General features: G+C 73.6%; 23 protein-coding genes and 1 pseudogene. 9 read left to right on the top strand and 15 right to left on the bottom strand.

Annotated features, from left to right (window positions below; all coding sequences use genetic code 11):
- Position 1: 1 nt before the first annotated feature.
- The 3 genes from AB0K51_RS14525 to AB0K51_RS14515 all read right to left on the bottom strand — a co-directional run bounded on the left by AB0K51_RS14525 (position 2) and on the right by AB0K51_RS14515 (position 1,698).
- A complete protein-coding gene (locus tag AB0K51_RS14525; protein WP_363454272.1) occupies positions 2-634 on the bottom strand; it encodes a hypothetical protein in 633 nt (210 codons plus the stop codon).
- A complete protein-coding gene (locus tag AB0K51_RS14520) occupies positions 624-1,034 on the bottom strand; it encodes an SseB family protein (protein WP_363454270.1) in 411 nt (136 codons plus the stop codon). The genes AB0K51_RS14525 and AB0K51_RS14520 overlap by 11 nt, the downstream gene beginning before the upstream one ends.
- Before the next feature lie 121 nt (positions 1,035-1,155).
- Complete coding sequence (locus tag AB0K51_RS14515; RefSeq protein ID WP_363454268.1) at positions 1,156-1,698, bottom strand: MarR family transcriptional regulator; 543 nt, start codon at positions 1,696-1,698, stop codon at positions 1,156-1,158.
- Between the two features lie 112 nt (positions 1,699-1,810).
- Between AB0K51_RS14515 and AB0K51_RS14510 the strand changes: the two genes are divergently transcribed.
- The 5 genes and pseudogenes from AB0K51_RS14510 (at position 1,811) to AB0K51_RS14490 (ending at position 5,502) form a co-directional block, all read left to right on the top strand.
- Entirely contained in the window at positions 1,811-2,386 is a 576-nt protein-coding gene (locus AB0K51_RS14510) for an NAD(P)H-dependent oxidoreductase (RefSeq protein ID WP_363454266.1), read from the top strand.
- Positions 2,387-2,424: 38 nt separating this feature from the next.
- Positions 2,425-2,853, top strand: coding sequence for a nitroreductase family deazaflavin-dependent oxidoreductase (locus AB0K51_RS14505; protein WP_363454264.1), 429 nt, complete (start codon positions 2,425-2,427; stop codon positions 2,851-2,853).
- 42 nt (positions 2,854-2,895) lie between these two features.
- Positions 2,896-3,201: pseudogene (locus AB0K51_RS14500) on the top strand (alcohol dehydrogenase catalytic domain-containing protein); the annotation flags it as partial.
- Positions 3,202-3,277: 76 nt separating this feature from the next.
- The gene (locus tag AB0K51_RS14495; protein WP_363454262.1) at positions 3,278-3,556 is read left to right on the top strand and encodes a zinc-binding dehydrogenase; all 279 of its coding nucleotides are present in this window, start codon (positions 3,278-3,280) and stop codon (positions 3,554-3,556) included.
- 110 nt (positions 3,557-3,666) lie between these two features.
- On the top strand, positions 3,667-5,502 hold the full coding sequence (locus tag AB0K51_RS14490; RefSeq protein WP_363454260.1) for a glycoside hydrolase family 15 protein: 1,836 nt from the start codon (positions 3,667-3,669) through the stop codon (positions 5,500-5,502).
- A 21-nt stretch (positions 5,503-5,523) separates the two neighbouring features.
- Here the strand turns inward: AB0K51_RS14490 and AB0K51_RS14485 are convergent, their stop codons facing one another.
- Positions 5,524-5,934: a hypothetical protein gene (locus tag AB0K51_RS14485; RefSeq protein ID WP_363454258.1), complete on the bottom strand. Its 411-nt coding sequence runs from the start codon at positions 5,932-5,934 to the stop codon at positions 5,524-5,526.
- Between the two features lie 134 nt (positions 5,935-6,068).
- Positions 6,069-6,782: a TetR/AcrR family transcriptional regulator gene (locus AB0K51_RS14480; RefSeq protein WP_363454256.1), complete on the bottom strand. Its 714-nt coding sequence runs from the start codon at positions 6,780-6,782 to the stop codon at positions 6,069-6,071.
- 87 nt (positions 6,783-6,869) lie between these two features.
- Between AB0K51_RS14480 and AB0K51_RS14475 the strand changes: the two genes are divergently transcribed.
- Both AB0K51_RS14475 and AB0K51_RS14470 read left to right on the top strand, forming a co-directional pair.
- A complete protein-coding gene (locus AB0K51_RS14475; protein ID WP_363454254.1) occupies positions 6,870-7,718 on the top strand; it encodes an NAD(P)H-binding protein in 849 nt (282 codons plus the stop codon).
- 159 nt (positions 7,719-7,877) lie between these two features.
- The gene (locus tag AB0K51_RS14470) at positions 7,878-8,204 is read left to right on the top strand and encodes a hypothetical protein (RefSeq protein ID WP_363454252.1); all 327 of its coding nucleotides are present in this window, start codon (positions 7,878-7,880) and stop codon (positions 8,202-8,204) included.
- Between the two features lie 41 nt (positions 8,205-8,245).
- Here the strand turns inward: AB0K51_RS14470 and AB0K51_RS14465 are convergent, their stop codons facing one another.
- From AB0K51_RS14465 to AB0K51_RS14430, 8 genes are all read right to left on the bottom strand, one after another.
- Complete coding sequence (locus AB0K51_RS14465; RefSeq protein ID WP_363454250.1) at positions 8,246-10,843, bottom strand: alpha-N-acetylglucosaminidase TIM-barrel domain-containing protein; 2,598 nt, start codon at positions 10,841-10,843, stop codon at positions 8,246-8,248.
- Between the two features lie 215 nt (positions 10,844-11,058).
- Positions 11,059-12,186 (bottom strand): DUF3103 family protein, encoded by a 1,128-nt coding sequence (locus tag AB0K51_RS14460; protein ID WP_363454248.1) that lies wholly within the window; start codon positions 12,184-12,186, stop codon positions 11,059-11,061.
- Positions 12,187-12,388: 202 nt separating this feature from the next.
- Positions 12,389-14,929 (bottom strand): DUF2156 domain-containing protein, encoded by a 2,541-nt coding sequence (locus AB0K51_RS14455; protein WP_363454246.1) that lies wholly within the window; start codon positions 14,927-14,929, stop codon positions 12,389-12,391.
- Positions 14,926-16,245, bottom strand: a complete 1,320-nt coding sequence (locus AB0K51_RS14450) for an alpha/beta hydrolase-fold protein (RefSeq protein WP_363454244.1) — start codon at positions 16,243-16,245, stop codon at positions 14,926-14,928. Before AB0K51_RS14450 ends, AB0K51_RS14455 begins: the two co-directional genes overlap by 4 nt.
- A gap of 343 nt (positions 16,246-16,588) precedes the next feature.
- Positions 16,589-16,771, bottom strand: a complete 183-nt coding sequence (locus AB0K51_RS14445; protein ID WP_363454242.1) for a hypothetical protein — start codon at positions 16,769-16,771, stop codon at positions 16,589-16,591.
- A gap of 33 nt (positions 16,772-16,804) precedes the next feature.
- Complete coding sequence (locus tag AB0K51_RS14440; RefSeq protein WP_363454240.1) at positions 16,805-17,248, bottom strand: SRPBCC family protein; 444 nt, start codon at positions 17,246-17,248, stop codon at positions 16,805-16,807.
- Positions 17,249-17,331: 83 nt separating this feature from the next.
- Positions 17,332-18,273 (bottom strand): MerR family transcriptional regulator, encoded by a 942-nt coding sequence (locus tag AB0K51_RS14435; RefSeq protein WP_363454238.1) that lies wholly within the window; start codon positions 18,271-18,273, stop codon positions 17,332-17,334.
- Between the two features lie 161 nt (positions 18,274-18,434).
- The gene (locus AB0K51_RS14430) at positions 18,435-18,728 is read right to left on the bottom strand and encodes a DUF3040 domain-containing protein (protein ID WP_363454236.1); all 294 of its coding nucleotides are present in this window, start codon (positions 18,726-18,728) and stop codon (positions 18,435-18,437) included.
- 249 nt (positions 18,729-18,977) lie between these two features.
- Here AB0K51_RS14430 and AB0K51_RS14425 point away from each other — a divergent pair, with 249 nt between their 5' ends.
- Both AB0K51_RS14425 and AB0K51_RS14420 read left to right on the top strand, forming a co-directional pair.
- Positions 18,978-20,108 carry a helix-turn-helix transcriptional regulator gene (locus AB0K51_RS14425; RefSeq protein WP_363454234.1) on the top strand — a complete coding sequence of 377 codons (1,131 nt, stop codon included), beginning with the start codon at positions 18,978-18,980 and terminating at the stop codon, positions 20,106-20,108.
- A 114-nt stretch (positions 20,109-20,222) separates the two neighbouring features.
- Positions 20,223-21,467 carry an FAD-dependent oxidoreductase gene (locus tag AB0K51_RS14420; protein ID WP_363454232.1) on the top strand — a complete coding sequence of 415 codons (1,245 nt, stop codon included), beginning with the start codon at positions 20,223-20,225 and terminating at the stop codon, positions 21,465-21,467.
- Positions 21,468-21,537: 70 nt separating this feature from the next.
- Here AB0K51_RS14420 and AB0K51_RS14415 read toward each other — a convergent pair whose 3' ends face one another.
- Both AB0K51_RS14415 and AB0K51_RS14410 read right to left on the bottom strand, forming a co-directional pair.
- A complete protein-coding gene (locus tag AB0K51_RS14415; protein WP_363454230.1) occupies positions 21,538-22,083 on the bottom strand; it encodes a DUF4383 domain-containing protein in 546 nt (181 codons plus the stop codon).
- 111 nt (positions 22,084-22,194) lie between these two features.
- Entirely contained in the window at positions 22,195-22,590 is a 396-nt protein-coding gene (locus tag AB0K51_RS14410; protein ID WP_363454426.1) for an ASCH domain-containing protein, read from the bottom strand.
- Positions 22,591-22,716: the final 126 nt, after the last annotated feature.

Genomic DNA, 22,716 nt, shown 5'->3' with positions numbered 1-22,716 from the left:
CTCAGCCCTCCCCGCCGTCACTCCGCTGCCGCGGCACCGGCCGGGTGCCGAACAGGTCGGTCTGCGCCTGGTCGTACGCGTCCCCCAGGCCCAGCGCCTCGTTCGCCTGCCGGTTGATCCCCATCGGACCGTCCATCAGGTCGCGGCCCTCCGCCTGCCAGCTCTGCTTCATGTGGTCGGCGGCCTCGGCCGCGGACTGGGCCGAGTAGTCGGCGTCCCGGAGCTGCGTGTACGGGTTGTCGGACAGCGTCTTCCCCCAGGACTGCGCCTCGACCTGTTCCTGCGTCAGGTCCGGGTTGCCCATCGCGGCGTTCACCACGTCCTTGAGCGTGCCCGACACGTACTGCTCCTGGTCGTGGTACAGCCCGGCCGACAGGCCGAGCCGCACCGCGATCTCGTTGCCGTCCTGGACCAGGGAGCGCACGCCCCACGCCCAGCGCTCGGCGAAGCCGGAGAACGCGCCGTGCAGACCGCCGTGCCCGACCTGCAGGGCGGTCAGGTCGACGTTCGAGAATCCCCGGCCCACCTCGGCGGACTCGTCGATCCCCAGCGTCTTCAGCTCCGTGATCGCCTGGTTGATGCCGTCCGCGGCCAGCTTCAGCGCCGCCGGGTCCACCGCATAGCTATCGGTCACCGTCGTCCGCCCCCGCACCGGCCAGCGCCGCCGCGTCCGGCACGATCCCCCGCACCGGAGGGAAGAACGCCGGTGCGGGCCCGGCGACGTCCAGCACCACCCCGGTCGGTACCGGCGCGGCGGGCACCGCCACGTCCAGCAGCCGCGCCCCGTACACCGAGACGTACGACCACTCCACCCCGGCGCGGCCGTCCCGCTCCACCGCGAACCGGGAGAACGCCTCCTCGCCCGAGAAGGCGTGGATCCACCGGATCCCACCGGCGTCGGCCGCCCACCACCCGCCCTCACCGGTCACCGGCACCAGCACGGCACTGCGCCGGAACTCCCCCAGCAGCGCGGCCGGGTCGTACCGGTCCGTCCCCAACTCGGCCGCACGCGCGGCCAGTTCCACAGCGACCATGCCATCCCCAGGAGGTACGACGACCGTCGGCCAGAGGGTAGCCGACCCGGGGGCCGCCGGCACCGAAAACACCTCGGGTGTCCCGCCCCTGTGCGGGCTGACGCACCCTCAACCCGGCGAGCTAGGACTCCGGTTCGGCGAGGTCGCACGAGTCGGACGTGTCGTCGCACGGGGCATCGCTCAGGTCCATGTCCCGGACGTCGCAGGCGATTCGGCCCAGCAGGGTTCGGAACGCCTGGCGCTCGTTCTCGTCGAGCGCGGCCAGGAGCCGGTCCTCGGCTTCCCGTACCCGCCGCTGCAGGTCCTGCAGGGTCCGTACGCCCTGGGCGGTGGCGACGATCTTGCGTTGGCGCCGGTCGGCGGGGGTGAGCCGGCGCTCGACCAGGCCGGCCGCGACGAGTTCGTCGATCAGGTAGGTCATCACCGTGCGGTCGATCCCCAGGTACGCGGCCAGGGCGAGCTGGTTGTGCTGGTCCCCGCGAACGGCGGCGGCGAGCGTCTGGTAGCCGCGGGCCCCCTGCGGGATGCCGTCGAGGGCCGACGCGACGACGGTCCGGTAGGCGCGGATCAGGACGAGGAGGGAGAGACCGAAGTCCCCGGCGAAGTCGGCGCCGTCGGCCAGCGTGGTCGGCGTGGTCGGCGTGGTCGGACTCTCCGTGCTCATAACCGGAATTGTACCCGCCGATCCGTTGTTGGACAGATCATCTGGCCAGCATGTGATCTATCGGACAGCGCACTTCCGCAGACGAAGCGCCGCAGGTGAGAAGGCAAACGTCATGGTCAAGATCGGCATCATCCTCGGCAGCACCCGCCCCAACCGCAACGGCGAACAGGTGGCGAAGTGGGTGCTCGACATCGCCTCGCGCCGCGACGACGCCGAGTTCGAACTCGTCGACCTCCGCGACCACCCCCTGCCGCTCCTCGACGAGCCGCTGCCGCCGTCCTTCGGCCGGTACCAGCACGAGCACACCAGGCAGTGGGCAGCCACGATCGCCCCGTTCGACGGGTTCGTCATCGTGACTCCCGAGTACAACCACGGCATCCCCGGCGTGCTGAAGAACGCCCTCGACTTCCTCTACGCGGAGTGGAACAACAAGGCGGTCGGCTTCGTGTCCTACGGCGGGGTCGGCGGCGTCCGGTCCGTCGAGCACCTGCGCATGGTCGCCGCCGAACTGCAGATGGCCGACGTGCGCCAGCAGGTCGCACTGTCGATGGTCACCGAGTTCGAGAACTACCGCGTCTTCAAGCCCGGCGAGTACAACCTGGCCGCCCTGAACACGATGCTCGACCAGGTCATCGCCTGGAGCGCCGCGCTCGCACCGCTGCGCACGGCCGCGCCCGTCGCCGCCTGACCTCCACCCGTCCCGATCGTGAACGACAGGAGCCCGACATGAGCGACGCAGCCGACTGGAACGCGAAGACCATCGCGGAGTTCCGCGCGAACGAGGGCAGGGTCGGCGGGGCCTTCGAGGGCGCCCCGCTGGTCCTCGTCCACCACCGCGGGCGCAAGAGCGGGCAGGAGCGCGTCACCCCGATGATGTACCTCCCGCACGACGCCGAGCCGGACACCGTCTACGTCTTCGCGAGCAAGGGCGGAGCCCCCACCGACCCGGACTGGTACCGCAACCTGACCGCCGCCGGCGCGGGCAGCGTCGAACGCGGCACCGCGACCTACCGGGTGACCGTCCGCGAAGTGGTCGGCGCCGAACGCGACCGCGTCTACGCCGAGCAGGCGCGGCGTTACCCCGGCTTCGCCGACTACGAGCGCCGGACCGCCGGAATCCGCGTCATTCCGGTGCTCGAACTCCGGCGGGCGTAGCCCACGCCCCGGCCGGCTCCAGCGAGTCGAAGGAGAGCGATCATGCCCAAGGCCGTCAGGTACGACGGGTTCGGCGGGATCGACGTGCTGCGGGTCGACGAGGTGGAGCGCCCGGCGCCCGGGGACGGGCAGCTGCTCGTACGCGTGAAGGCGGCCGGCATCAACCCGAGTGAGGCGGCCATCCGCACGGGGGCGGTGGCGCAGCTGTTCCCGTCGACGTTCCCGTCCGGTCAGGGCAGCGACCTCGCCGGGGTCGTCGAGGAGGTCGGCCCCGGGGTCGGCGGGTTCTCGCCCGGCGACGGAGTGATCGGGTTCTCCCAGAGGCGGTCCTCCCAGGCCGAGTTGGTCCTGGTCGAGGCCGGGGACCTGACGCGCAAGCCGGACGGGGTCTCGTGGGAGGTGGCGGGCAGCCTGTACGTCGTCGGTGTCACGGCCTGTCGAACTGGCCCTCGCCCTCGGCGTCGCGACCGATCGGATCGACACCATCGCCGATTTCACGGCCGCCGAGAAGCACGGAGTGAAGACCGACGGAGGGGTCGCGGCCGGGCCGGGCGCCAAGGTGCTCACCGAACTCGCCGGCCTGATCGCCGACGGACGGCTGGACCTGCCGATCGCGAACGTCTACCCGCTGGCCCGGGTCCGCGAGGCCTACACCGAGCTCGAACGCCGCCACACCCACGGCAAGATCGTCCTCAGGCCGTAGGAGTCCCCGCCGCCAGGCCGCCGACCAGCCTCCATAGCGGATTACGACTGGCGTACTAGCATGAAAAAGGCTTGATCTCCAGACCCGAACCGCAGCGGCAGGGAGCCGACATGGCGTTCGACCTGACTGGTTTCGAGCAGGCGGACAGCTGCCGCTACCTGCCCATCGCCGAGCACGGCCTGATCGGCGATCTTCGGACCGCCGCCCTGGTCGGCACGAACGGCACCATCGACTGGTACTGCTGCCCGCGCTTCGATGCGCCGAGCGTCTTCGGCTCCATCCTGGACGCAGACCGGGGCGGGTCGTTCGAGCTGGCTGCCGAGGTCCCGACCCGCACCAGGCAGTTCTACTTCCCCGACACGAACGTGCTGATCACGCGGTTCTTCGCCGCGGACGGGGTGGCGGAGATCCAGGACTTCATGCCGGTGGTCGACGAGTCCCGCGAGGCGGCCCGGCACCGGCTGATCCGGCGGGTGGTCTGCGTCCGCGGGACCCTCCCCTTCCGGGCGCGGATCGCCCCGCGCTTCGGGTACGGCGCCGAGACGCACACCATGCACCTCGAGGGCGACCGGGCGGTGTTCCGCTCCCCGTCGCTGACGCTCGCCCTGACCGCCACCGCACCGCTGGAGGGCGACGGACCGGACGTCCGGTCGCACTTCAAGCTCCTCGAGGGCGAGTCCCACGTGTTCGCGCTCGACCAGATCGGCGACGACGTCCCGCTCCGGTCCTGCCCGCGGGCCGAGGCGCAGGAGCAGGCCGAGGCGACCGTCCGGTTCTGGCGCCACTGGCTGGCCCGCTCGCGCTACCACGGGCGGTGGCGGGAGATGGTGAACCGCTCCGCGCTGGTGCTGAAGCTGCTCACCTATGTGCCGACCGGCGCGATCATCGCCGCACCGACCACCAGCCTGCCCGAGCAGGTCGGCGGCGAGCGCAACTGGGACTACCGCTACGTCTGGGTGCGGGACGCCGCCTTCTGCGTCTACGCCATGCTGCGCCTGGGGTTCACCTCGGAGGCCGAGGCGTTCATGGGGTTCCTCGACGAGCGGGGCATCCTGCGGGGCTCGGCGGAGAGCGGTCCGCTGCAGATCATGTACGGCATCGACGGGCGCACCGACCTGCCCGAACGCGAACTGCCGCACCTGGAGGGCTACCTCGGCTCCGCACCGGTCCGGGTGGGCAACGCCGCCACCGGCCAGCTCCAACTGGACATCTACGGTGCGCTGATCGACTCCGTCTACCTCTACGACAAGTGGGGGCAGCCGATCAGCAGTGACCGCTGGGACGAGGTCGGCGGGGTGGCCGACTGGCTCTGCGAGCACTGGGACCAGCCCGACGAGGGGGTGTGGGAGACCAGGGCGGGCCGCCGGGACTTCGTGTACTCGCGGCTGATGTGCTGGGTGGCGCTGGAACGCGCGATACGCATGGCGAACCACCGCGGCCTGCCGGCGGACCTGCCCCGCTGGCGGGCGTCCCGGGACGCGATCTACCGGCAGATCATGCGGCGCGGCTGGTCGGACCGGCGGGGCGCGTTCGTCCAGGGGCTGGACGGCCACGTGCTGGACGCCTCGCTGCTGATGATGCCGATGGCCAAGTTCATCTCGCCCACCGACCCCAAGTGGCTCTCCACCCTGGACGCGCTCTCCACCGACCTGGTCTCCGACTCGCTGGTGTACCGCTACGACCCCGCCACCAGCCCGGACGGCCTGCACGGCCCCGAGGGCACCTTCTCGATCTGCTCCTTCTGGTACGTGGAGGCGCTGGCCCGGGCGGGCCGGTTGGAGGAGGCCAGGCTCGCCTTCGAGAAGATGCTCACCTACGCCAACCACCTCGGCCTGTTCGCGGAGGAGATCGGCCCGACCGGCGAGCAACTGGGCAACTTCCCCCAGGCCTTCACCCACCTCTCCCTGATCAGCGCCGCCTTCAACCTCGACCGCGCCCTGGGCTGACGCGGCATCACCACGGCCGCCTCAGGCCGCGGGCGGGTGCTGGTGGGCGTCGACCACGCGGGCGGGGACGGCGAGCAGCAGCAGGCGGCCTTCGGCAGCGGCGGCGGGGAAGTCGAACGGGCTGGTGAACGGTCCGGTGAGCAGCAGCAGGGTGCGGTGCGAGCGCAGGGCGCGCGCCCATTCGCGGCCGGCCGAGAGCGGTCCGTCGTACCAGGCGGCGCGGCCGAGCCGGTGGACGGTCAAGCGGGTGCCGTCGTACGCCGCGGACCAGTCCTCCCGCAGCTGGGGCAGCGCGTTGTCACCGCCCCATCCCTCCCCGGCGTGCGCGGGACGTGCCGGGTCCGACGGGGCCACGAGAACGGGACGGTGACCGGCCATCAGTTCCGGCCACGGCTCCCACGCCCGCCCGCTGCTACTCCCGGTGATCTCCACACGACTCCCTGTTCCCCGCTCGCGATCATGTCATCCACGAACCGCGCCCCGAGTGTGGTCCCGCCATCTCCTTCGGAGCCCGCGCCGATCCGGATGGGCACGGCACCGAGCCGCACCGGGCCGGTGACGGCGTGTCAGGTGGTGGCGATGCGGTGCAGCCAGTCGCCGAGCAGGGCGCGTTCGTGCGGGGTGAGCATGGTGAGGGTGGGCAGCGCGGCGTGCAGGGTCACGGCGGCGGCGGCCGGACCGGGGGGTGCGGCGCAGGGGTCGGTGAGGACGGCGGCGCAGAGTGCGTCCCAGGCCAGGTCCGCGAGGGCGGTGTCGCGGCGGTCCTCGGGCTGGTCGATCAGAGTGAGGACGACGCCGGTGCCTGCGGCGTGCACGAGGTCGACGGCGCGGTGCTCGGGGACGCGGAGGCGTCCGGCGCGGGCGACGCGGTGCACCCGCTGGCGCAGGATTTGCTCACCGGCTTCGGCGGCGGAGCGTCCTTCTGCGGTCGGCACCCTGGTGTTCATCAGCCGGAACAGCGCCGGGTTGGCGAGGCCGAAGCCGATGTGCAGCTCCCATCCGGTGCGCAGGCCCTGCACCGGGTCGTCGTCGGCGTCGACCGGGTGCTTCTGCGCCAGGTAGCTGGTGAGGCCGTGTTCCGTCACGGCGTTGAGCAGCCCGTCCTTGTCGCCGAACAGGCGGTAGATGGTGGGCGCCTGGACGCCTGCGGCGAGTGCCACGGAGCGGGTGGTGACCGCGTCGGGGCCTTCGGTGGCGAGTAGGTGGGCGGCGACCTCGACCAGTCGGGAGCGCACGGCGTCACGCGAGGTCTGCGGGGGTCGGGGATCGGGATCGTTCACGTTTCCAACGGTATCTCATGTTTGTTATCGATGGAGTTTCACTGTTAACGTGACGAGAGAATCACCGATAACACCTGGGAGCGAACCATGATCGTCATCACCGGTGCCACCGGCGCGCTCAACGGCGCCACCGTCGACCATCTCCTCGAACGCGTCCCCGCCGCCGACCTCGCCGTCGCCGTCCGGGACACCGCCAAGGCCCGGCGGTTCGCCGACCTCGGCATACAGGTGCGCCACGGCGACTACGCCGACCCGGCCTCCCTCCCCCGCGCCTTCGAGGGCGCCGACCAGCTGCTGCTGGTCTCCGCCAGCGACCCCGGCGCCGACGCCGTCGCCCTGCACCGCACCGCGATCGACGCGGCCGCCGCCGCGGGCGTCGGCCGCATCCTCTACACCAGCCACCAGGGCGCCCACCCCGGCAGCGCCTTCGGCCCCGCGCGCACCCACGCCGCGACCGAACAGCTGCTCGCCGATTCCGGCGTCGCCTGGACCTCCCTGCGCAACGGCTTCTACGCGCACAGCCTCGCCTGGCTGGCCGGCCCATGGCGCGAGACCGGCATCATCACCGTCCCCGCCGACGGCCCGGTGTCGTGGACCGCGCGCGAGGACGCCGCCGAGGCCGCCGCCGCGGTGATCGCCTCCGACGGCGCGCACGACGGCCCGACGACCCTCACCGCAGGCGCGGCGCCGACGTTCCAGCAGGTCGCCGCCCTCGCCTCCGAGCTCAGCGGCCGCACGGTGGAGTGCGTCACCGTCGACCCCGAGGAGTGGGTCGCGGCCCAGACCGCCCGGGGCACGCAGGAGTTCATGGCACGCTTCACCCTCGGCATCTACCAGGCCGCCGCACAGGGCTACTTCGCCGGTGTCGACCCGCTGCTCGGCACGCTCCTCGGCCGCGAACCGCGCACCGTCAGCGAGTTGCTCGCCGCCTCCTGACCAGAGCGGCCGGGCCCCGCGCCGGAGCAACCCGCTGCCACAGTGCTGTGACACCGTCACAGTCCGGGAACGGGCCGCGCGTTCCCCCTGTCGCGGTGCGGCCGGCGCCTGCCACAGTGATCCGATCACAGGTCGGGCCGGGGGAAAGAGGTCAATCGGATGAGAACACGTCTGGCAGGGGTACTGCTCGCCCTGGCGCTGGTGGGCGGCGGCGCCACGCTCGCCACCGGCACGGCGACGGCCGCGCCCCGCACCGCAGCGGTCGCAGCCGTACAGCAGGCACCCGCGGTCGGCGCGCCGGCCCTGGCACCAACCGGGCAGCGGGAGCAGGCCGCCGCCACCCGGTTGGCGAAGAGCAAGACCAAGAGCAAGAGCAAGAAGAAGTCCAAGGGCTGGCTGATCGTCCTCCTGCTGGTCGCGATCCTGGTGGTCCTGGCGATCGTCCTGGTGGTGTGGCTGGTCCGCCGGAACGCCCGGCGCCCCTGAGCCCGCACCCGGCTTCGGTGACGAGGCGCGGGCGGCGGGGCTCAGGCCGGTAGGGTCCAGCGCTGGTTGGCGGTGGCGGTGCAAGTCCAGATGATCAACGGCGTGCCGTTGGCGCTGCCGCCGCCGCTCGCGTCCAGGCACAGATCGGACTTGGTGTTCTGCAGGGTCTGGTCGGCGCGGTGGACCCACGCTTGGGCGGGCGTGCCGTTGCAGGCGTACAGCTGGACCGCGGTGCCGGCCGTGGTGGCACCGTTGCGGACGTCCATGCACTTGCCGTAGGCGCGCAGCGTGCCGTCGCCGGGCAGGGTCCAGGTCTGGGCCGGGGTGCCGTTGCAGGTGTACAGCTGGAGTCCGGTGCCGTTGGCGGAGTTGCCGCCGGTGACGTCCACGCAGGCGCCGGCGATGCCGGTGACCGGTCCGCCGGCGGCGAGCGGCGGGAGGGCGTCGCGGACCACGGCGGCCTGCGCGACGGGGTCGCCCGTCGCGGTGGTCGGGTAGGTGTTCCGCTGGTGGTTCCAGGCGTTCTCCACCGTGAACCAGTCGATGGCGGCGGGGAGCTGACCGGTCGTCAGGGCGGCGTCCAGGCTGTCGAGGTACCTGGTCCAGCGCATCGTGTAGAAGTCGGAGACCAGGCCGGACCATTCGCGGTCGGCGTAGTCGTGCAGTCCGCCCGACTCGCTGCCGGAGCGGTCGCCCCAGGTGGTGAGGACCGAGCGGGCGTCGAACTCGCAGGCGGCCTGTTCGGCGTCCAGGGTGCTGCACCTGTGGGCGGCGTCCAGCCAGGGGCCGAGCAGGAAGCGGGTGTCGGTGGCGAGCAGCGTGTCCAGCCGGGCGAGGTCGTTCTTCCACTCCGTGGCGGCGGCGCGAAAGGCGGTGAGGTTCTTCGCGTCGTAGGCGGCCTTGAGCTGCGGCAGCAGGGTGCGGCTGCGGTTGGCCAGCGCCTGCCGGGCCACGTCCACCAGGTCGAAGCGGTAGGCGTCGCTGGTCTGCAACGCCGGGGCGACCTGGAGGAGTTCGGTCAGCGCCCGCTGGACGGTGGCGGGGTCGTAGCGCATGGCCGTCGGGCTCCACGAGGCGGCGGTGGCGACGGTGAGCGAGGGTCGGGCGGTGAAGAGGCTGTCCTGCGCCTCGCTCCAGGTGCCGGAGGGCATGCTGTACGGGCCGGTGCGCAGCAGCTCCCACGCCTTGGCGGCGTGGGTGTCGGGTCCGCCGTAGCGGTAGGCGGCGTAGTCGGCGTACCACTTCTGCTGGTCGGTCGGGCCGGTGCGCCAGGCGAGGGTGGTGAACAGGTCGAAGGCGGCCGGGTTGCCGCCCGTGCCCTCGGGCAGGTAGGCGATGCCCTGGAGGGCGCTGCCCGGCTTGCTGCGCCACTGCTCGAAGCGGGCGGTCCAGACGGCGGTGTTGGCGCCGATCGTGGTGTGGCCGCCGAAGTTGGGGATGGTGCCGAAGGCGTACGGGGCGCCGTGCCAGGAGGTCTCGCGGTCGAGGTTGTCGTAGCGGTCGGAGAGGCCGTCGACGATGAACAGCCTGGTCTTGTCGACCGCGTCGATGATCTGGGTGGAGGGGTTGTCCTGCCAGCCCAGCAGGACCCAGGTCACACCGGGGCGGGCGGTCTGCAGGGCGTTCATGACCGCCCTGGCCGCGTCGGGCACGGGCACGGTGCCGGGGCTGCCGCCTTCGTGCAGGAGGTCCATCTTGTACATCGCCGAGTCGCCCAGCAGGGTGCGCTGGTGGCGGTAGAAGGAGGCGGCCAGGGCGGTGTAGGCCGTGGTCCGCGGGTCGAGCCAGTCCGGGCGCTGGAAGCCGACCCAGCTGCCCTGCGGGACGACGGCCGCGCCGGGGTTCTTGGCGGCGAAGCCCGGGGGGACGGTGCCGAAGTAGCCGGGCAGGACGGGCGTCATGCCCAACTCCCGGAGCCGGTCGGCGAGTCTGCGGCCGAGCGCGGCCCGGTCGGCGAGCTGCTGCGGGGTGAGCGGTCCGCCGAAGGAGGACATGTTCTGCAGCAGCCACCACGGCTGGTGCGAGGCGCCGGGGACCCAGGCGAGCAGGTCGTCCCTGGTGTAGCCGAACTCCTGGAGCGCGTCGACGTAGGCGGCCTCGGTGCCGATCGGCAGGAAGACCTCGTTGACGCCGTGCAGGGCGAGGACGTCGATCTCCCGCTCCCAGGCGGCCCAGTCGCGGTGGGCCCCGGCGTAGCCGTCGTCGGTGTCGTTGAGCGCGAACCGGTTGGCCACCGACGCGGAGCGGGTGACCGCGACCGGTGCCGGCAGGGTGGCGGGGAGACTGCTGGTGCTGTCGCCGGGGAAGCCGATGTCGACGTGGGCGCTGGAGTGCAGGTACTCGTTGACGCCGCTGAGCAGCACGGCCGGGCTGGTGCCCTGGATGCGGACGGCGCCCGCGCTGCCGGAGACGCCGAACCAGTCACCGGTGGCAGGGCGGGCGACCGCCTCCAGCGTGAACTGCCCTGCGTGGTGCGGCAGGAGGCGGGCCAGCGCCGCCTGGGCCGGTGCGGTGTCGAAGACGGCGGCGGTAGCGGTGGGGGCTGCGGTTGCAGCCGTCGGCGCGGCGGTCGGCAGGACGGCGAGGAGGGCGGCGGCCAGCGCGGCACGGACGGTGGCCGAGGGAGGGAGTGCTCTCACGTGGGGATACCTCATCCGGTCGGGACGAGCACCAATTATCAACTGAGCGTTCGTCACCATGAGGGCTCGTCGCGGCCGTGTCTCGACGCCGTCCGGACCGATCCCGGATGTGGAGCCCTCGACGCGCCGACCGTCGTCGTGACCGGCCGGCACGTCGGCTGCCCCCGGGGTCGTTCCTCACCCGCACCGCCGGTGACGGCGTCACGGGACCGGGGTCAGAACTGCTCGACGAAGTACGGTTCGACGGTCATCCAGCCGTTGGCCCGGGCGCCGTCGAGGCGGCCGGAGCTGGTGCGGGCGAGGGTGTACCAGGAGTCGACGTAGTCCGGGTCGTCGGTCCACCACGAGGAGGGCAGCGCGCCCAGGACGGCGTTCACCAGCGGGATGTAGGCCCCCTGGTCGGCGATGGTGAGCAGGACCGCGGCGACGGCCTGGGCGAGGGCGAGGTAGTTGGTGTCGCCGTCGTCCTCCATCAGCACGACGTCGGCCAGGTTGTACTTGTAGTTCGACCAGTTCACCAGGATCTGGTTCGGCCGGTAGACCGTGCCGTCGTACTGGAGGTACGGCATCGCGACCGAGTCGACCCGGACCTTGCCGTCCTGGCCGAAGCCGGTCACCAGGGCGAACATCTCGGCGGCGCCCTTGAACCAGGGCTCCTCGTCGTCCGCGACCTCGATCGAGGTGATCTTGGTGGCCCACCAGCCGCCCGCCGCGGTGGCCGTCGCGGGAGCCGCGCCGGTCCCCCGGGTGCCCAACTCCCGCTGGAGCAGGGCCGTTCCGGCGGCGAGGGTCTTGGCGGTGTCGACGTCGACCAGGTAGACCGGCTGGGCGGGCAGGCCCGCGGTCGACAGGACATGGGCCCGGCCGGCGGTGTCGTAGGCGCGCAGCGTGCGGGCGTGGTCGTCGGTGGCGGCCACCGCCACCAGCGGTGCGGCCCCGGCGTCCAGCGCGGTGCGCATCGTGCGGTCGGCCAGCTGCACGCGCAGCAGGGGGCCGAGGTCGGTGCCGAGTCCCTTGGCCGCCGCCACTGCGCTGTCCGCCTCGGCGGTCGTGCCGGCGAGCTTCCGCGCGGAGGCGCCGGGGACGGCGGCGGCCAGCGGGCCGAGCGCGGCCGGCCCTCCGGTGGCGGCCGTGGCGGTCCGCACCCGCTCGCTCAGGGCGGGGTCGGCGAGGGCGGTGGCGAGGGTGCGGGCGACGCCGTCCTCGATCGCCGGGACGCGGCTGGTGGCAGCGCGCGGCTGGGCCTCGGGGCCGGGTGCGGCCGCGGCCTGGCCCGCGCCGAGCGCGAGCACGGGCAGGGCCACGAGGGCGGCGACGGCGCGCCGCAGGCGGAACTGGGGCATGCGGGATCTCCAGACTCGTCGGGGTGAGCGTCGGAGCAACAGGCACACGGAACGACACCGCCACCGGGAGGCGTCGGTGTCATGACAAGTGAAGTGGTTACCTGACGCAGGATCAACCCCCGCCGAGCGAACGGCCCGTGGGCCCTCCGCCGTCACCCCGCCCCGGCACGCGTCCAGGCGGGGCGCCGGGGCGGGCACCTGCTCAGCCCGACAACCGCCGCATCAGCCGCACGCCCTGAACCGGCGTCAGGTGCGGCAGGTACGCCTTGCCGATCGCCCTGCTGATGCTCGGCAGCGCGGCCGGATCGGGGTACGCCATGTACATCGGCCGGTACTCGGGCTGGAACTTCGACTTGAACGCGAGCAGCGAGCGGAAGCCGTACACCGGCTCCAGCCGCTGGCTCGCCCAGTCGAGCAGGCGCTGCAGCCCGGTCGGGCCCTCGCTCGGACCGGAGCGGGCCAGCGGTGAGCCGGACAGCGAGAGGAAGCGTGCGCCCTCCGCCTTGAAGCCCAGCGCGGCCGAGGCGATCAGGAACTCGTTGACGCCGCGGAAGCCGTCGGAGCGGCGGCGCATGAAGTCCAGCGTCCAGCCGACCGGCACGCCGTTCTCGTGCACCGGCATCCAGCTGGTCAGCCCGTGCACGACGCCCTGCTCGTCCACCGCGACCAGCACCCGCACCTCCGGGTCGTCCAGCTCCTCCAGCCCGCCGAGCGTGAAGCCCATCTCGGGCAGGCCCTTCGCGGAGACCCACTCCTCGGAGATCTCGCGGATCTGCTCCCGCACCCCGCGCGGCGCCTCCCGGTAGACCAGCCACTCGGCGGTGATGCCCTGCCGGCCCGCCTTGTTCAGCGCGGTCCGGATGTCCTGCCACTTGCGGCCGGTGAAGGCCAGCTCGGGCAGCGCGACCAGGGTGTCCTCGGCGACCTGCACCGAGCGCCAGCCGAGGCGGGCCGCCGCCGCCCGGGTCTGCGGGGAGACGCTGAAGAAGCACGGGGTCCAGCCGCGCGCGTCGCAGTACCGGGCGAACCCGGCCACCGCCCGCTCCCTGGCGTCCTCCGCACCGAACGGGTCGCCGGCGGTCAGCGCGACCGTGCCGTGCACCCGGTAGGCGACCGCCGCGCGGCCCTCCTCGTCGAACCAGTAGTGGTTGCCGTCCCAGGTGGTGATGAAGGACAGCGTCCCGCCGCCGTGCGCGGTCAGCAGCGCCCGGGCCCGGGCGGCCGCGGCCGCGTCGCTCCGCATCACCGGCTGGCGGAAGGCGACCAGCAGCGCGCCCAGCGTGACCACCCAGAAGGCCAGCCCGCAGTACGTCTCCAGCAGGACCGCCACCCTGCCGACGGCGATCGGGTAGTCCGGCGTCAGGTCGTTGTACGCGGGCGGCAGGAACTGCGCCGGCAGGCCGTGCAGCAGGCGGCGCAGGTTCGCCCCCGGCTCGAACTGGTCGGCCACCATCACTCCCCCGCCCGCGTAGGCGGCGGAGGCGGCCAGCGCGGCGCCGCCGATCGCCACGCCCAGTCGGCGCACCGCCCGGTCGGCCAGGCGCAGCCGGAACCGCTGCCGGGTGGCCAGCAGCAGTCCGAGGGTGAGCAGCGGCAGCAGCATCGCCTCGGCGAAGTACGGGGCCTCGTCACCGCCGGACGGTCCGGCGTCCAGGTAGAGCCAGCCCAGCAGGGCCACCCAGAGCAGCTCGGTCGCGACGGCGATCCGCCAGGTCAGCCGGAGCCCGCGGCGCAGTCCGTCGGCCAGGACCATCAGCAGCGCCGGGAAGAGGGCGGCCATCAGCCGGCCCGGGGTGTCGAAGATCCGCTCGACGGCGTGCGCGCGGGCGCAGTCGTGCACGGACATCAGGCAGGTGTCGGCCACTTCCTCGGGGCTGAGCCGGTGCGAGAAGTACAGCTCGGAGAAGGTGTTGAGCGGCCCGCTGGCGTTGTCGTACAGCGCGGCGACGAGCGGGCCGAGGGCGGCGGCGACCAGGCAGAGCGCGACCAGCACCCGGGTCTCGGAGTGCGAGGAGCGGTGCGTGCGCAGCCGCGGCCGGTCCCGGCTGAGCAGCGCGCCGGCTGCGAGGCCGATGAGCGCGGCGGCGAAGCGCTGCACGCTCTGCAGGTGGCCGACGTAGAGCGTGGTGACCAGCGGGACGAGCAGGACCAGCAGGTGCAGGCGGCGGCGCCAGAGTGCGGTGAGCCGGTAGCCGAGCACCGCGGCCAGGGCGAACACGCCGACGCCGGGGCCGACCGCGGTCTGGTCGGCCACCGAGGCGGTCCACGGCTCGTCGGCGAGCGATCCGGCCGCGACCAGGCAGGTGCCCGCCAGGGTGCCCGCCAGTTGCCCGCCCACCAGCACGGCGAGCGTCCGGACCCGGCCCAGCCGGCGCTCGGCGGCGGGTCCCACCAGGAGCAGCAGCAGGCTGGTGAACACGTACGACCCGGCGCCGGAGCACCAGAGCAGCGAGCTGAGGGGCGTCCACCAGCGACCCTCGGCCAGGGTGGGCAGGCCGACCCCGACGTGGGCGAGCAGTGCCTCGGACGGCCCGTGCGCCAGGCCGCCGGTGGCCGCACCGAGCGTCCAGAGCCCGGCCAGCAGGGTGAGCGTCAGCGGCGCTGCGCGCAGTCGGCCGCCGAGGGCGCCGGCGGCCCGGCGCAGGCGCTGGGCCCGCGGGTCGGGTGTGCGGGCGGCGGCGGGCGTACAGGCGGGGGCCTGCTCGTCGTCGGTCGGCGCGGGGGCCGTCAGGAGCGGCGTCACCGGACCAGCCCCGTCCGCTGGGCGAGCCAGGTCAGGTTCTGGTCGAAGGCCTGCCGGAACACCTCCCAGCTGTGCCAGCCGGGGATGGTCTGGTAGGCGACGCTCATCCCGGCCGCCTGCGCCGCGGCGAAGGCCTTCTCCTGCATGCCGCGGAAGTCGTCGTCGTTGGCGCCGACCACGAACCGGCCCGCGGTGTCCGGGAACTTCTGACGGGCCATCACGTGCAGCGGGTCGACCGCGTCGAAGGCGGCCTCGTTCCCGCCGAAGGCCTTGGCGACGGTCTCGCCGTGGCCGCCGAGGGTCGGCTCGGCCTGGCCGGAGACGTCGAGGAAGCTGCCGTAGACGTCGGGGGCGTTGACGGCGAGTTGGAGCGAGCAGGTGCCGCCGAGCGACAGCCCGCCGATGGCGAACGCGGTGCGGCCGGTGGCGGTCTGCAGGTTCCGGTGGATCCAGTTCGGGACGTCGACGGACAGGTAGGTGTGCGCCTTGGCGATGCGGGAGTCCATGCAGAGCGTGTTGACCCACGGGCTTCCGGTGGGGTCCGCGACGACGACGATCGGGGCGAGGCCGTGGTGCGAGGCGGCGAAGGTGTCCAGGATCTCGCGGATCGCACCGGAGTTGACCCAGTCCTCCGGCGCGCCGGGCTGGCCGGGCAGCAGCACCACGACGGGCAGCAGCGGCCGGGGCGTCGCCTGGTAGGCGGGCGGCAGATAGACGTAGCCCGGGCGGGCCTTGAAGCCGGACTTCGGGCCGGGGATGGTCACGGTGGAGAGGGTGCCCTTGGCGGGCAGGTCGGGCGGTGCGTGCCAGATCTCCTCCAGCGGTTTGCCGGGCCCGGCCGCGACGGTCTCGGCCGTCTTGCCGACCGTCAGCGCCTCGCTCGGCGGCGCCAGCATGGCCCGGGCGGTCGGGTACTGGTCGAAGCCCCGGTTGACCTGGGAGGCGGCCATCACCAGCACCAGCACCGCGCCGCCCGCCGCCAGCAGGCGCCCGCCGCGGGTGGGGAGCAGCGGCGCGCGGAAGCAGAGCAGGGATATGCCGAACAGTGCGACGGCGATCCAGCGCAGTACGAAGTCCGGCGTGCCCTCCGGGAACGGGTGCCACCAGCCGTCGACGCCGATCTTCACCAGCGCGGTGAGCCCGCCGGCCAGCAGCAGGGTCCCGAACAGCCGCGGCGCCCGCCAGCGCTCGTTGCGCGACAACGCGAGCATGGCCAGCGCCGCCCACCCGCCCGCGAGCACCGCCAGCGGCACCGGTCCGTGGGTGAGCGGCCAGTCGACCGGGTTCCAACGGGTGGCGAGGGGAAGCGTCGTCATGCGGCCGCACCCGGCCGACGGGAGACGGCCTTGCCGACGGGGTCGACCGCGCCGTCGATGCGCCCGGCGGGGTCGGGACCGACCCCGTCCCGACTCCGATTCTGCTGGACGCCCACGGCGCTCCCCCTCTCCTGGCGGAACCCCGACTCTTGCTGGGAGTTTCCTGAGAACAATTCAAACGAACGGGACCCTAGCCCACGTACGCACGACGTCCCTACCGAGACCCGCCGATCGGCGGGGCCACGGCCCCCCGCACCCCCACCACCCGGCAACCGAGAGCACGTCGACGCGCGTCCGCCATGACCTTCGACGTACGCCGCGCCGACGCGGTTGCGTGCGCCGGTCAGCGCTTTGCGCGGGGAGCACGACCCATCGCGGCTTCCAGGCGGCGGAGCATCGACTCGTCCGCCACTGCCTCCAGGGCGATCAGCAGAATCTCCAGCGTCATCCGGTCGTCGTCCGCGACCGCTCGGGCGATCCGGTCCACCAGCTCGCGCTGCCGGTGGACGGCGATTCCGGTGTCCATTGCTCTCTCCTCCGAACGGTGAGCCGCCCTGGATCAGCGCTCCGGCGCCTGCGCGGCGAGAACCCGTGGAAGCCGCTCGGCGACCTCGTCGGCGAGGTGCTCGAACGCCCGCCGCAGGAACGGGCCCGCGAGGCGGGCGGCGCCGTGGAAGCGCAGCTCGGCCCGGTAGACGAGCAGGGTCCGATCGCCCGCCGACTGCAGCGTCATGTCGTCGGTCGCGGTGACGGTGCGGTTGCGGCCGACGAAGACGAGCCGGTCCGCGTCGTAGCGTTCCAGGGTGTAGGTGAGCCGGGTACGGCGGCCGCGGAAGCGCGAGACGTTGAGCCAGGTCGCGCCGGCCGTGACAGGCCCGCCGTCGATCCGGTCGCAGCTCTCCGTTCCCGGATCCCACGCGGGGGCGTTCCCGAAGTCGGCGAGGTACGCGATGACCTCGTCGGCCGGACGACCGATCGTGATGCTCCGTTCGACGGTGACCATCGTCGCGTTCCTCTCTCGCGGCCCCGCTCCTGCCCTCACCCCGGTCTTCGTCGCGCACCGGCGATCGGATGCCTTCACGCGGGTCACACCGTGAGGAGCCGCTCGATGTGGTCCAGGGCGCTCGGCAGGTCGTGGGGTCGGATCAACTCATCCGGTATCCGCCGTGGCGCCCAGCCGGGCCCTGCGACGAGCACGGTGGGGCGCGAGCGGCTGCCGCGGCCGCCCCACGCGACCTCCGCGGTCTGCCGGGCGAGCGGGTGGTCCGCCGTGTGCGCGCTCTGGGCCCACAGCGCGACGGCCGCGGGCCCGGTCCGGCGGACGGCTTCGAGGAGGGCCGGCGCGGGAACGGCCGGACCGAGGATCAGGCAGGGCAGACGGCGTTCGGCGAGTCCGGCGACGAGGGCGTCCAGCGGCAGGGTGTGGAGTTCGCCCGGCGTCCCGGCGAGCAGCGCGCAGGGGCCCGGTCGGGCGTCGCCCTGGCGGTCCGCGACCACGCGAAGCGCGGTCGAGACGTGCCAGGAGAGCAGGTGCTCGACCTCGACGTAGCGGTCCCCACCGGTGGCCCACTTCCGGCCCGCGGCGCGCAGCGCGGGCGCCATCACCTCGGTCCACGCGGTGACGGTCCCGAGGTCGGCGACCACCGTGCGGAGGATCCGCGACACCTTCGCCGCATCGAGCCGGACCGCGGCCCGCGCCAGCCCGCGGCACTCGGGCCGGACGGGTCCGACCGGCAGAGCGGACCGGCCGCCCGGCGCGGCGGGTCGCTCGGCGCCGGGCGACGGGACCTCGTCGGCCTCGGCACCTCGGCTGGCGCCGGCCGGATCGGCGGCCGACCGCAGGGCCACGCGCGCCGCCTCTCCCGGTGCCACCCCGCGCGCCGTCAGACCGCACATCACGTCGAGCACGGCGACGTCCTGCGGGCTCCACCGGCGGTGCCGGCCGGTCTCGTGATCCGTGGGGCCGACGCCGTACCGACGCTCCCAGGAGCGGACCGTCGCCGGTGACACCCCGAAACGGCGGGCCACGTCCCCCGTCGTGACCCGCGCTCCCCGGTGCTGATCGCCCTCACCGCGCACGGGCCGTGACACGTCGTCAGGCGCGAGCCGTGACACGTCGTCAGGCACGACGCCGGGTCCGGGCGGTCGGCGCTCACGGACCCGTGCGTGCTCGCCTCGGGCCACGGAGATCAGCCCCGGTCCAGCCGAGCGAGCCGCCGGAAGCCCCAGACCGTCCCGGCGGCGCCCAGCACCGCCGGGACGGCCGCCGCCGCGCTGTAGGCGCCCGCGCAGAGCAGGCAGCCCGCCGTCACGACCGCCGTCGTCGCCACCCAGACGACCAGCGGCAGCGGGCGCCAGGCGAGCCGGATCACCGCGTTCCGACGGCGTCCGAGCAACCGGTCCAGCGCCGGATCGGTGGTTCTGAGAACCGCCTCCATCTCACCGAGGAGGTACCGCTCGCTGCTGCTGAGTCGGACGGCCATGACCTTCCCACCTCCGTCAACGGTGCCGGTCCGAGCCTCCCAGGCTTCCCGGTCCTGGTCCTCTTGCCTCGCTTGTGCAGCGGTACCGCGGCGCCGACATGACACGGCACGGAGCCAGGCGTTCCATGCTGAGCAGGGCGCCGGGCCTAGCGTGGGCCGTGTCGCCCGCTGCCCGAGGCGGGTCCACGAGGCGAGGTGGCAATGGGTACGGGGCCGTCGGTGGTGGCGGGGCTGTCCGTAGGGCGTCGGGTGGGGCTGCTGCGTGAGGCGTTCGGCCTGTCGCGGGCCGAGGTCGCGGACGCGGTGGGACGCAACCCCGACTGGCTGCGAACCGTCGAAGCGGGCCGTCAGCGCATCGACCGACAGGCGATGCTCGTCGCGCTCGCGGACGCGCTGGGCGTGTCGACCGGGGAGCTGCTGGGCGTGCCCTGCGGGCGGGAGGACCCCGTGGCGGGTGCGACCCACCGGGCGCTGCCGGCCCTGCGGCGTGCGGTGCTGCGGACGGCACTGCCGCCCGGGCCGGCGGCGCAGCGCGGGTCGGCCGGCGGTCTGCGCGGCCGGCTCTCGGCGGTGACCGGCCTGCGGCGGGAGGCGCGGTGGACGGACCTCGCCCTGACGCTCCCCGCCCTGCTGGACGACCTGCGCGCGGCCGAGTCACCCGAGGTGACGGACCTGCTCGCGGCGGCCCTGCACGAGAGCGCCCTGCTGGCGAAGCGGCTCGGCGCGCACGACCTGGCGGCGTTGGCGGCAGCCGAAGCGCGGCGCAGTGCCACGGCGGGCGGGGACCCGGCGCTGGTGGCGTCCACCGTGTGGCTGCAGGCGGAGGTCGCCCTCAGTGCGGGGGCGACGGACGAGGCCGCCGCGCTGCTGGAGGCGGGACTGGCGGCCGCGGGCGGGTTGCTCGGCCGCCAGGACCGTCACGCCTGGGCGGTGTGGGGCACCCTGCACCTGGTCTCGGCCGTCCTGGAGGGGCAGCGCGGACGCCAGGCGGAGTCCTCCGGGCACCTGGCGGAGGCCGCGGCGGCCCTCGCGCACACCGACGCGTCGACGGCCGGAGCTACCGGTTTCGGGGAGGGCGAGTGGGCCGTCCACACCGTCCACGCCGCGCTGGAGCTCGGCGAGGACCTCGGGGCGCTGGAGCGGATCGACGGGATGGACCTCGGCGACCTGCCCGCGGAGCGCCGCGCCCGGCACGGCATCGACCGGGCGCGCGTCCTGGCCCGTGTGGGCGACGCCGCGGGCGCGGCCCGCGAACTGCTGGCCGCCGACCGGGTGGGCGCCCAGGTCGTCCGGACCCACCCCCTGGTCGCCGAGCTGCTGCGCACCGCGCCCGCCGCCGCGGTGGCCGACGCGGCCGCCACGCTCGGGGTACCGCTCTGATCCCACCCCTCCCGCGGCACTTCGCGCTGCCGGAATCCGTTCGGCCGGTCGGCTCCGAACAGGTCGTACCCGCCGGCATCGGCCGGGACGGGACGCGGTGACCGAGGAGGCGTGATGGGCGCGGACGGTGCGGCGGATGTCGTGGTGGTCGGGGCCGGTTCGGCAGGTCTGGCCTGTGCGCGGGACGCGGCGGCGGCCGGACTGCGGGTGCGGCTGCTGGAGGCGTCGGACGGGGTGGGCGGGCGGATGCGCACCGATCGCGTGGACGGGTTCCGGCTGGACCGCGGCTTCCAGGTGTTCAACACCGCCTACCCCCAGGTCAGGCGCCGCGTGGAGCTGGGGCCGCTGCAACTGCACCGGTTCACCCCGGGATTCGTCCTGGCCGGTTCGCGCGGGCGGTTCCGGTTCGCCGATCCGCTGCGCCGGCCCGACCTGGCCGGGGACCTGCTGACCGGCCGGCTGCTGCCGCCCCGGGACGCGCTGGCGCTCGGCCTGCTCGGTGCGCGCGACCGGCTGCTGCCCGCCCGTACGCTGCGCGGCGGACGGGACGTGTCGACGGCAGCGGCGCTGCGCGCCGCCGGGGTGTCGCCGCGGACGATCGACACGATGCTGCGGCCGTTCCTCGCCGGGGTGTTCCTGGAGGACGCGCTGACGACCTCCAGCCGCGTGTTCCACCTCTACTGGCGCAGCATGATGCGCGGGACGCTCGCGCTGCCCGAGGCCGGGATCGGAGCCGTGCCGGCGGCGCTCGCCGCACAACTCCCCACAGGAACACTGGAGTTGGAGACCCGCGTGGTCGGCCTGGGCGAGCACGGCGCGCTCCTGGACGACGGCCGCGAGGCCGCGGCGCGCTGCGTGGTCGTCGCCACCGACCCGGTCACGGCAGGGGCGCTGCTCCCGGGCCTGCCGGTGCCCGAGCTCCGGGCGGTGACGACCTTCTACCACGTGGCCGAGGTCAGCCCGCTGCCCGAGCCGATGCTGCTGGTCGACTCCGACCGCCAGCTGCTCAACTCGGTGGTCCTTTCGGAGGTGGTGCCCGGCTGCGCGCCGCCGGGGCTCTCGCTGGTGTCGACCTCGGTGCTGGGCACGGACGCCGACGAGGCGGCGGTCCGGTCCCGGCTCGCGGAGCTCTACGCCTGTGACACCTCGGGCTGGCACCCGCTCGCCACGTACCGGATCCCGAGCGCCCTGCCCGCCATGCCGGCCCCGCACCCGCTGACCCGCGGCAGCCGCTGGTCACCGGGCCGGTACGTGTGCGGCGACCACCGCACGACCGGCTCCGTCCAGGGCGCACTCGCCTCGGGAGCCCGGGCCGCCCGCGAACTCCTGGCCGACCTCGCGACCGGGTCACTTCGCTGACGGCCCGCGCCCGGATCAGGGAGCTGACGGTCCACCAACCGCGCGGTGGCCCGCAGCACGCGCGCTGCGCTCATCGCGGCGGACCGGCGATGCCCGGCCGGGACGCGGGGCCGGCGAGGGCTCCCCGGTTGTCCGGTGCGGCGGACTCCGCGGCGGACTCGGGGTGGCGGTGGCGCCAGTAGGGGTTGTCCCGCGGCAGCCTGCCACTGACCCGTCCGTACATCCCGAACGTCGCGATGACCAGGCCCATCACGAAGCTGAAGACGACGTTGGGGATCCGGAAGGCCAGGACGTTGGCTCCCGAGTCCAGCAGGGCGAGGTTGACGAAGCCGCTGAGGACGAACAGCCCTCCCACCACGATGTTGACGGTCGAGGCGGTGTTGCCGCCGATCACGGCCCCGACGATCAGGCACGCGGCCGTGGCGATCGAGACCAGGCTCAGCAGACCGTTGCTCGACAGCCCCGCCACGCTCTCACCGGTGGTGCTGAAGAACGACAACCCGTCGGCCAGGCCCAGGCACCCGAACACCAGCAGGACCACCCCGCACAGACCGGCCCCGACCCGGTAGACCTGCGCGAGCCGGTGGTCGACGGGAAGCTCGTCGCGGAAGTCCATGACTGCCCTCCATCCGTTCCCGGAGACGAACGCCTCCGCGTCCCACCGTCGCCAACGGCTTCCCGGGGCGAAAGTTGCAGCGTTCCCGCACCGCTTCGCACGCACGCCCCGTCAGACCCGCTGCACCAGCCGGAAGCGCTGCGCCACCACCCGGGTGTCGTCCTCGACCGTGAACTCCGGGTCGCCCAGCTCCGCCCGCACCTCCGCGCTGTGCCACAGCCGCTCGTGCACGGCCCGCCACTCGGCCAACGACGCGTAGCCCTCGCCCTCGTCGAGCACGTGCCGCAGGTCCACGTCCGCAAGCCGGACCGTCCGAACCTCCGTCAGCTCGATCACCGCGACCCGCCGCCCCTCCGAGTCGACCACCGCCCACAGGTGGCCCACCTCGGGCAACGGCTCGTTCTCCCGCTCGTACCCCACCGCCAGCGCAGAGGTGGAGGTCTTGGCACCGGACAGCACCGCAGCCACCAACTGGTCCCGCAACGGCCCGGGGAACTCGAACTCCATCACGGGAAGATCATCGAGGTTCACGCCTCGCAGACTACCGATGTGACTGGCCATCAGCGCACCAAGGGGGTCGTTGCCGGAGGTGGGCCACCTGTGGGCGGTGGTCGACTCGGAGGGGCGGCGGGT

Source organism: Kitasatospora sp. NPDC049285 (assembly GCF_040678815.1).
In the GTDB taxonomy this organism is placed as follows: Bacteria; Actinomycetota; Actinomycetes; order Streptomycetales; family Streptomycetaceae; genus Kitasatospora.
This window is presented reverse-complemented; position numbering and strand designations above follow the sequence as displayed.